Below are 8560 nucleotides of genomic sequence, written 5' to 3' on the forward strand. Positions count from 1 at the left end.
CGCTACATTTCTTAACTTGCAGCCCTCCTTTGTGCGTGGAATAGTCGACCGAGCAAGTGCTTGGTTGGTGTCGCGAACAGAATAAAAACAAAGGAGCGAGTCATGGCTGCTGCTTTTCGTTTGCCGCTGCAAGTGTTCTACGAGCGCGAGGCTCGTCATCCCCAGCAACGCTTTCTGGTTCAGCCCAGCGCCGGAGGGCAGGTGCAGGAGCTGAGCTGGTTCGAGGTCGGCCAGCAGGCCCGTCGCGCCGCCCAATGGCTGCGAGAGCGCCAGTTGCCCTTGGGCAGTCACATCGCAATCATCGGCAAGAATTCCGCGCACTGGATCATCAGCGACCTGGCGATCTGGATGGCCGGGCATGTGTCGGTGCCGCTGTATCCCAACCTCACCGCCGATTCGGTGGCCCAGGTACTGGAGCATTCCGAGTCGGTCCTGGTGTTCATCGGCAAGCTCGATGACTGGCCGGGCATGGCCCCGGGGATCAGGCCCGGTCTGCCCACCGTGCGCCTGCCGCTGGCCCCCGAAGGCACTTTCGATTACACCTGGGACGATCTGCAAGGCTGTCAGCCGTTGGCTGACAGTCCGAGTCCGCCGGCCGATCAGCTGGCCACCATCATCTACACCTCCGGTACCACGGGCCTGCCCAAGGGGGTGATGCACAGCTTCGGCAATCTGGGGTTTGCCGCCACTCACGGGACACAACTCTTCGGCCTGGGCCCGGGGGATCGCCTGCTGTCCTATCTGCCGCTGTGCCATGTGGCCGAGCGCATGTTTGTCGAGATGGCGGCGATCTATACCGGGCAGACGGTGTTCTTCGCCGAGAGCCTCGATACCTTCCTGGACGACCTGCGGCGAGCCCGGCCCACGGCGCTGTTCGGTGTGCCGCGAATCTGGACCAAGTTCCAGATGGGGGTCTACAGCAAGGTGCCGGCCAAGCGCCTGGACTTGCTCTTGAGCCTGCCGTTGATCGGCAAGCGCGTCGGCCACAAGGTGCTGGCCGGGCTTGGGCTGGACGCCTTGCGCGTGGCCTTGTCCGGGGCGGCGCCAGTGCCCCAGGCGCTGCTGCACTGGTATCGCCGGCTGGGCCTGGACGTACTGGAGGTCTACGGCATGACCGAGAGTTGCGGCTATTCCCATATAGGGCGTTCCGGGGAGCATGTGCCGGGCTGGATCGGCCGGCCCTGTCCCGGGGTTGAAGTGCGTATCGATGACGCGGGCGAGGTCCAGGTACGCAGCGGGGCCACCATGCTGGGCTATTACAAGGACCCGCAGAAGACCGCCGAGACCATCACCGAGGACGGCTTTCTGCGCACCGGCGACAAGGGCGAGCAGGACGGGGCCGGCAATCTGCGCCTGACCGGCCGGCTCAAGGAAATCTTCAAGACCAGCAAGGGCAAGTACGTGGCCCCGGCACCCATCGAAAATCGCCTGGCCGTGCATGCCCATATCGAGCAGGTGTGTGTAGTGGGAGACGGTTTGAGCGCGCCTCTGGGATTGTGCGTGCTTTCGGCGGCGGGCTGGCAGGCGGCCGGCGGCAGTTCCCGCGAAGGGCTGCACAGCAGCCTGGAAAACCTGCTGGCCCAGGTCAATGGCGGCCTGGACAAGCACGAGCGCCTGCACCGGCTGGTGGTGGTCAAGGACAACTGGGCCGTGGAGAACGGCTTTCTGACCCCGACCCTGAAGATCAAGCGCAATGTGATCGAGGCCACCTATGGCGCCAGTTTTCAAAGCTGGAGCGAGCGCAGCGAAGCCGTGCTGTGGCAGGATTGAGCGACAAAAAAACCACCCAGAAGGGAAGCAGCGATGAGCCTATGGCGCACCACTCCGAACATCGAGCAACTGAACGCGGCACAGAAGAACACCATTGGCGAAGTGCTGGATATTCGCTTCGAGTCATTTGATGAGGAGTCGCTGACCGCCAGCATGGTCATCGACCATCGCACTCACCAGCCCTACGGGTTGCTGCATGGCGGAGCCTCGGTGGTGCTGGCGGAAACCGTCGGCTCCATGGCCAGCTACCTGTGTATCGATGCCAGCAAGTTCTATTGCGTGGGGCTGGAGATCAACGCCAACCACCTGCGGGGCTTGCGCAGCGGCCGGGTGACGGCGGTGGCCAGGGCCATTCATATCGGGCGCACCACCCATGTCTGGGATATTCGCCTGAGCAGCGACGAAGGCAAGGCCAGTTGTATCTCGCGTCTGACCATGGCCGTGGTGCCTCTGGGGCAAACGCCGCCGGCACAGTGATCTAGCGCGCCATAGGCTGAGCCTGGGTGTCAGTATTCCTGTCCGTTACGGTCATTGCCCTGGGGTAAGGGCCTGCGGACAATCGGTGTTGGTTTGGTGGATGGATAGGTCGGTATGTCGCAACAGGTGTTTTTCGCTCACGCCAATGGGTTTCCCTCCGGCACATACGGCAAGCTGTTTGCCGCCCTGGCGCCGGAGTTCGAGGTGGCTCATTTGCAGCAGCACGCCCACGACCCGCGATTCCCGGTGGACGATAACTGGCGCAGCCTGGTGGATGAGTTGATTCACCACCTGCAACAGCAGGCGCAGCCGGTGTGGGGCGTCGGGCATTCCCTGGGAGGCGTGCTGCACCTGCACGCCGCCCTGCGTTGTCCGCAGCTGTATCGAGGCGTGGTCATGCTCGATTCGCCGGTGCTGACCCGGGCCGACCAGTGGGTGATCCGCGCGGCCAAGCGTTTTGGCTTCATCGACCGCCTGACTCCGGCCGGGCGCACCCTGGGCCGTCGCGAGGAGTTTGCCGATATCGAATCGGCGCGCAGCTACTTTGCGCGCAAGAGCCTGTTCCGGGCCTTCGACCCGGATTGCCTGGATGCCTACCTGCAGCACGGCCTGCAACCCGTGGGCGACAGGTTGCGCCTGCGCTTCGACCCGGCGACCGAGATCAGCATCTATCGCGGCGTACCGCACACCAGCCCCGGCAGCGCTCGCCAGCTCAAGGTGCCCCTGGCCGTGGTGCGCGGCCAGCAGAGCCGGGTGGTGATGCGGCATCACACCAGCGCCGTGGGGCGCATGCCTCTGGGCGAGTCGCTGACCATGCCCGGCGGCCACATGTTTCCTCTTGAGCGGCCCGAAGCCACCGCCACCCTGCTCAAGGAACTCTTCACCCGCTGGGAACAGCGTCGGAGCTGTGCATGAGCCAGGTCGTCGAGGAAGTTCGCCTGAACCTGCCCCACATCGAGCTGGCGGCCCATCTGTTCGGGCCCGAGGACGGCCTGCCGGTGATCGCCCTGCATGGCTGGCTGGACAACGCCAACAGCTACGCCCGGCTGGCGCCCAAGCTCAAAGGCTTGCGCATCGTGGCCCTGGACATGGCCGGTCACGGGCATTCCGGGCACCGTCCGCCGGGCGCGGGCTATGCCCTGTGGGATTACGTCCATGACGTGCTGCAGGTGGCCGAACAGCTGGGCTGGAAACGCTTTGCCCTGATGGGGCACTCGTTGGGAGCGATCGTATCGCTGGTGCTGGCGGCGGCGCTGCCGGAGCGGGTCAGCCATCTGGCCCTGATCGACGGCGTGATTCCTCCGACCGCCAGCGCCGCAGGTGCCGCCGAACGGCTGGGCATGGCCTTGCAGGCGCAACTGGACCTGCAGGACAAGCGCAAGCCGGTCTACAGCACGCTGGAGCGAGCCATCGAAGCGCGGATGAAGGGGCTGGTGGCGGTCAGTCGCGAGGCCGCCGAGCTGCTGGCTGTGCGTGGGCTGATGCCGGTGCCCGGTGGCTATACCTGGCGCAGCGACAGTCGCCTGACCCTGCCGTCGCCGCTGCGTCTGACCGAGGAACAGGCCATGTCCTTCGTCGAGCGGGTCAGTTGCCCGACGCAGCTGGTGGTGGCTGCCGACGGCATGCTGGCCCGGCACGAGTCCCTGCTGCAGCGTCTACCCTTTAGCCGGGAACAGCTGCCGGGCGGCCATCATCTGCACCTCAACGATGAGGTCGGCGCAACCTCTGTCGCAGACTGTTTCAATCGGTTTTTCGCCGTTCCTTGACTTGACGGGGTCAACTGTCGAGGCTGGGCGGGTTGAAATGGGAGACAACCATGATAGATCTGTACACCGCTGCGACCCCCAATGGCCACAAGGTTTCCATCCTGCTTGAAGAACTCGGATTGCCCTACACGGTGCATTCCTTGAGTTTCGACAAGCGCGAGCAAAAGGCGCCGGCGTTTCTGAAGATCAATCCCAATGGGCGTATTCCGGCCATCGTCGATCGAGACAATGGCGATTTTCCCGTATTCGAATCCGGCGCGATCCTGGTGTATCTGGCCGAGCGCAGTGGCCAACTGCTGCCCTCCGATGCCAAGGGCCGCTCGATCGTCATGCAATGGCTGATGTTCCAGATGGGCGGCATCGGGCCCATGCAGGGCCAGGCCAACGTGTTCTTCCGCTATTTCCCGGAAAAGCTCCAGGGCGCCATCGATCGCTATCAGCATGAAACCCGACGCCTGTATGAAGTCCTCGACACCCGCCTGCAACAGGTCGAGTACCTGGCCGGGGACTACAGCATTGCCGACATCGCCACCTTCCCCTGGGTGCGCGGTCATGAGTGGTCCGGTGTTTCGGTAGAGGGCTTGCCGGCCCTGCAACGCTGGATGGCGGCCCTGGAGGCCCGACCTGCGGTCCAGCGTGGCTTGCAGGTTCCGCAACGCAGTGACGACGCCAGCGTCGTCAAGGGTGCCCAGGCCATGCTTATCCGATGAGAGTTTCCATGCGTTCAATCAGTGTTCTGGGCTTGTCCTTGCTAAGCACCCTGGCCCTTGCCGCCGACCTGCCCGGCAGCCATGACCTGCCCCTGGTACCGCGTCTGACCGATGCACAAATCGTCGACTACCGCCCGCAAGTGGAGCAGGAGCGTGTCTACCCCTTGGGCTCGATCCGCAGAATCAGCGGCCAATTGCGCTTCGACGGCCAGGTCAATGCCCGGGGCAAGCTCACTGCCATCACCTATCAATTGCCCGCCGAACGCACTTCCAACGAAGCCTTCACCCTGGCTCGCGAAGCCCTGCAGAAACAGGGGGCAGAGCTGCTGTTCTGGTGCCAGGCCCGGGATTGCGGCGAGAGCAGCCTGTGGGCCAATGAAGTGTTCGGCAACGCCAAGCTGTTGGGCGCCGACGAGCAGCAAGCCTATCTGCTGTTGCGCCTGGCGGCGCCCCAGGACAACTCCCTGGTGGCCTTGTACAGCATTACCCGGGGTAACCGCCGGGCCTACCTGCACGTGGAACAGTTCGACGCCAGCGCGGCCCTGGGCGACTTGCTGCCCACGTCGGCGACCCTGCTGCGGCAGTTGAAGGACACCGGCAAGCTGGACCTGCCCAAGCTGACCGATCCCCAGCCCGTGTGGCTCAACCTGCTTTCCCGCGGGCTGAACCTGGACACCACGCTGCGGGTCAGCCTGTCCGGTCAGCAGGCCGAAGCCTGGCGGCAGGCCCTGATTGGCCAGGGCGTGCTGGCGACGCGCATGGAAACCGGCGACACCCAAGCGGCCGGGCTGCACTTCGAACTGCTGCGTTAAGCTGTTTCAGGCGGCCTGCACTCGCGGGTTCGCCTACTCTTCTCCGTTTACCCTTGTGCGAGACATTTCATGCCCAATAACGATCGCCTGCTGGTGCAGATTCTGCTCCTGGTGTTGTTCGGTGCCAGCTTCTGGGTGATGGCGCCTTTCTGGTCGGCGCTGTTCTGGGGGGCGGTGCTGGCCTTTGCCAGTTGGCCGCTGATGCGTTTGCTGACCCGCTGGCTCAATGGCCGTGAATCCCTGGCGGCGGCCCTGTTGACCCTGGGCTGGATGGTTCTGGTGGCGGCGCCGTTGGTCTGGCTCGGGCTCAACCTGGCGGATCACGTGCGCGATGCCACGGCCTTCATCAAGGACGTGCAGGTGGACGGCCTGCCCGAGGCTCCCGCCTGGCTGGGCAGCCTGCCATTGGTGGGGGAGCGTCTGGTCGGGCTGTGGAACAGCATCGATCAGCAGGGCGCGGCGTTGATGCTGGCCGTCAAGCCGTATCTGGGGCAGGTGGGCAACTGGTTGCTGGCCCGCAGTGCGCAGATCGGCGGCGGCATTCTCGAACTGACCCTGAGCATCGTCTTCGTGTTTTTCTTCTACCGTGACGGTCCGCGCCTGGCGTTGTTCGTACACAAACTGCTGGAGCGACTGATCGGCGATCGGGCCGGCTACTACATCGATCTGGTCGCCGGTACCGTGCAACGGGTGGTCAACGGGGTGATCGGCACCGCTGCGGCCCAGGGCCTGCTGGCGCTGATCGGTTTTCTGATTGCCGGTGTACCAGGGGCGCTGGTGCTGGGGATCGTCACCTTCCTGCTCAGCCTGATTCCCATGGGGCCGCCCCTGGTGTGGATTCCGGCTACGGCCTGGCTGGCCTGGAAGGGCGAATACGGCATGGCGGTGTTTCTGGGAATCTGGGGCACCTTCATCATCAGTGGCGTCGACAACGTGCTCAAACCCTACCTGATCAGTCGCGGAGGCAACCTGCCCCTGGTGATTGTGCTGCTGGGAGTGTTCGGCGGTCTGATCGCCTTCGGCTTTATCGGTCTGTTTATCGGTCCGACCCTGTTGGCGGTGGCCTACAGCCTGCTGCTGGACTGGAGCGCCAGCCAGGCCCGGACCCAGGAGCCGCGCTGAGCCGCGGCTTGCCATTGGGCAAAGCCGCGGCAAGCACTCATCAGGCGGTAACGTTGACGCTGTTGCCAACGCTGCTGGCAGGGTTCTGCTGATACTGCTTGCTGAGGTTGGCGATCATCTTGCCCAGGGCTTCGGCCAGGTTGGCCTGCTGGTTCCGAGTCTCGCCGTCCTGGTTGCGCCCGGCCTGCAGCGCGACCTTGAGTTCATCGCTGCTGATGCCGCCGCTGCTGTCGCTGTCGAGTATTTTCAGCAATGTCGAACGGCTGTCGTTGCTGGCCGAGTTCTGGTCGCCGGCCTGCAGGGCGCTGCTCAGTTCGTCGGCACTGATGCTGCCGTTGCCGTCGCTGTCGAGCTGGCCGAATAGTTGCTCGCTGGAGAGCTGTTGTGGGGGGGGCGGAGGCGGCGTCAGGCTGGCGGCCAGTTCGTCTGCACTGATGTTGCCATCCTGGTTCTTGTCCAGGGCCGAGAAGAGTTGCTTGCTGTCGGCGCTGCTACCGGCACTGCTCAAGCCGCTGCTCAGTTCGTCGCTGTTGATGACGCCGTCGCCGTCACTGTCCAGGGCGCTGAGCAGGGCGTCCGCCAGTTCGGTGCCGGGCGCCTGGCCGTGATGCGCCGGTGGTGCCATGGCGGCCATTTCGTCGCTGCTCAGGCTGCCGCTGCCATCGTTGTCCAGCTCGCTGAAGTTCTTGCTCAGGCTGACCAGGACACCCTTGTCGCCTTTTTGCGACAGAGCGTTGTTCAACTCGTCCTGGTTCACCGCACCGTCGCCATTGCTATCGAGCTTGGCGAACAGTTCCTTTTGCAACTGTTGGCCGCGGCTGGTGCTGGAGGTACTGCTGCTGGAGCTGTAATAGCTCGAATAGTTGCTGCTGACGCTACCTATCATTGGACTCGCTCCTTGGGGATGGATCCGGTGCGGGCACCGGCTCATGCAGCCTCTAGGCCGGAGTTGTCCTGGGTATTGGCGCTTTGTACCCGTGGCTACACAAGGGGCTCAGGGGCGTGGCAGGCGCAGCACAGCGGTCAGGCCGCCGCCGGGCGTTTCTTCCAGCTGCAACTGGCCGCCCATGCGCTCCGCCGCTTCGCGGGCGATGGTCATGCCCAGGCCGACGCCGCCGGAGTTGCGGTTGCGCGAGCCTTCGAGGCGGAAGAAGGGTTCGAACACGGCCTCGCGCTTGTCGGCGGCGATGCCGGGGCCATGGTCGATGACTCGGATCAGCAATTGATGCCGATGGTCCTCCAGGGCCAGGGTGGCGTGGCCGGCGTAGCGCAGGGCGTTGTCCAGCAGGTTGTTGATGCACGACTGCAGGGCCATGGGCTGGACTAGCAGCGGGGCGCAATGGCCCTGGGCCTGGGCATCGGCGCCCTGGTCCTGGGCGTTCTCGCACAGCGACTCCACCAGAGCCTGCACGTCCATCCATTGCTCGGCCTCGCTGGTGCGCTGTTCATGCAGATAGCTGAGGGTGGCGTCGAGCATCTTGATCATGTCGTCCAGGTCCTGGCGCATCTGCCCCTGCAGCTTGCTGTCCTCGATCTGCTCCAGGCGCAGTTTCAGGCGTGACAGCGGTGTACGCAGATCATGGGACACGGCGCCGAGCATGCGCCCGCGTTGTTGGACCTGTTCGCGTATGCGTTTCTGCATCTGGTTGAAGGCGCTGGCGGCCTGTCGTGCTTCCCGCGGACCGACCTCTTCCAGGGGCGGGCTGTCGAGGTTTTCGCTCAGGCGTTCGGCGGCGTCGCTCAGGCGCTGGATCGGCCGCGAGAGCAGCTTGGCGCCGTACCAGGCGGCAATCACCAAGGAGATCAGCTGGAAGGTCAGGGGCACCAGCGGCCCGCCGAACCAGGGGCGTGGCGGACGATGCGGGAAGTACGGCGGCGGTCCAGGGGGGCCATTGCCGAGGGC

At 64.5% G+C, this 8560-nt stretch carries 9 protein-coding genes; 7 read left to right on the forward strand and 2 right to left on the reverse strand.

The features are described from left to right. Positions 1 to 102 precede the first annotated feature (102 nt). From DNK59_RS28795 to DNK59_RS28825, 7 genes are all read left to right on the forward strand, one after another. Complete coding sequence (locus tag DNK59_RS28795; protein ID WP_110725369.1) at positions 103 to 1770, forward strand: AMP-binding protein; 1668 nt, start codon at positions 103 to 105, stop codon at positions 1768 to 1770. Positions 1771 to 1803: 33 nt separating this feature from the next. Next, entirely contained in the window at positions 1804 to 2247 is a 444-nt protein-coding gene (locus tag DNK59_RS28800; RefSeq protein ID WP_092316898.1) for a hotdog fold thioesterase, read from the forward strand. A 114-nt stretch (positions 2248 to 2361) separates the two neighbouring features. Then, complete coding sequence (locus tag DNK59_RS28805) at positions 2362 to 3162, forward strand: alpha/beta fold hydrolase (RefSeq protein WP_110725370.1); 801 nt, start codon at positions 2362 to 2364, stop codon at positions 3160 to 3162. Then, a complete protein-coding gene (locus DNK59_RS28810; protein WP_110725371.1) occupies positions 3159 to 4013 on the forward strand; it encodes an alpha/beta hydrolase in 855 nt (284 codons plus the stop codon). The genes DNK59_RS28805 and DNK59_RS28810 overlap by 4 nt, the downstream gene beginning before the upstream one ends. Positions 4014 to 4063: 50 nt before the next feature. Beyond that, positions 4064 to 4723: a glutathione S-transferase family protein gene (locus DNK59_RS28815; protein WP_110725372.1), complete on the forward strand. Its 660-nt coding sequence runs from the start codon at positions 4064 to 4066 to the stop codon at positions 4721 to 4723. Between the two features lie 8 nt (positions 4724 to 4731). Then, positions 4732 to 5535, forward strand: coding sequence for a DUF4892 domain-containing protein (locus DNK59_RS28820; protein ID WP_177431315.1), 804 nt, complete (start codon positions 4732 to 4734; stop codon positions 5533 to 5535). A gap of 69 nt (positions 5536 to 5604) precedes the next feature. Further along, complete coding sequence (locus DNK59_RS28825; RefSeq protein ID WP_060838209.1) at positions 5605 to 6657, forward strand: AI-2E family transporter; 1053 nt, start codon at positions 5605 to 5607, stop codon at positions 6655 to 6657. A 40-nt stretch (positions 6658 to 6697) separates the two neighbouring features. Here the strand turns inward: DNK59_RS28825 and xopAW are convergent, their stop codons facing one another. Together xopAW and DNK59_RS28835 are read right to left on the reverse strand one after the other, a co-directional pair. Continuing rightward, positions 6698 to 7543: a XopAW family type III secretion system calcium-binding effector gene (gene xopAW / locus DNK59_RS28830; protein ID WP_110725373.1), complete on the reverse strand. Its 846-nt coding sequence runs from the start codon at positions 7541 to 7543 to the stop codon at positions 6698 to 6700. Between the two features lie 108 nt (positions 7544 to 7651). Continuing rightward, positions 7652 to 8560: HAMP domain-containing sensor histidine kinase (locus DNK59_RS28835; protein ID WP_110725374.1), on the reverse strand; the 909-nt coding region annotated here is incomplete at its 5' end.

The sequence above is a fragment of the Pseudomonas sp. TKO26 genome (genome assembly GCF_003225665.1).
GTDB classification, from domain to species: domain Bacteria; phylum Pseudomonadota; class Gammaproteobacteria; order Pseudomonadales; family Pseudomonadaceae; genus Aquipseudomonas; species Aquipseudomonas saponiphila.